A 605-nucleotide genomic window follows, 5' to 3' on the forward strand; every position below is an offset into this window, starting at 1 on the left:
AAGTAGGCGGGCGACGTGAACCTTGTCGGACAGGGGAACATCMKCCAAGGYKAAATACTCCTTATACGACCGATAGTGAACCAGTACCGTGAGGGAAAGGCGAAAAGAACCCCGTTGAGGGGAGTGAAATAGAACCTGAAACCGTGTGCGTACAAGCAGTGGGAGCCCCATCACTAAGCTATTTTTTTAGTGATGCGTTATTAAACACCTTTGATTGGGAGGTGGCGAGCGAGAGCGAGCCCAACCAACAAAACAAGCCGCCATCAGCAAATGGTGAGCGAGCGTTTTGTTGAGGTGGCGAGCGAGAGCGAGCCCAACCTAACAAAACAAGCAGAGGTAGCTTAGTGATGGGGTGACTGCGTACCTTTTGTATAATGGGTCAGCGACTTAATTTCAGTAGCGAGCTTAACCGAATAGGGGAGGCGAAGGGAAACCGAGTCTTAATAGGGCGACGAGTTGCTGGGATTAGACCCGAAACCTGGCGATCTATCCATGGTCAGGCTGAAGGTGAGGTAACACTTACTGGAGGGCCGAACCCACGTCTGTTGAAAAAGACGGGGAATGAACTGTGGATCGGAGTGAAAGGCTAATCAAGCCAGGAGATA

At 50.9% G+C, this 605-nt stretch carries 1 rRNA gene; it reads left to right on the forward strand.

The annotated features are described in order from the left end of the window. A 23S ribosomal RNA gene (locus MPL1_RS13120) occupies positions 1-605 on the forward strand; the annotation flags it as partial.

It is taken from the genome of Methylophaga lonarensis MPL (assembly GCF_000349205.1).
GTDB lineage: Bacteria > Pseudomonadota > Gammaproteobacteria > Nitrosococcales > Methylophagaceae > Methylophaga > Methylophaga lonarensis.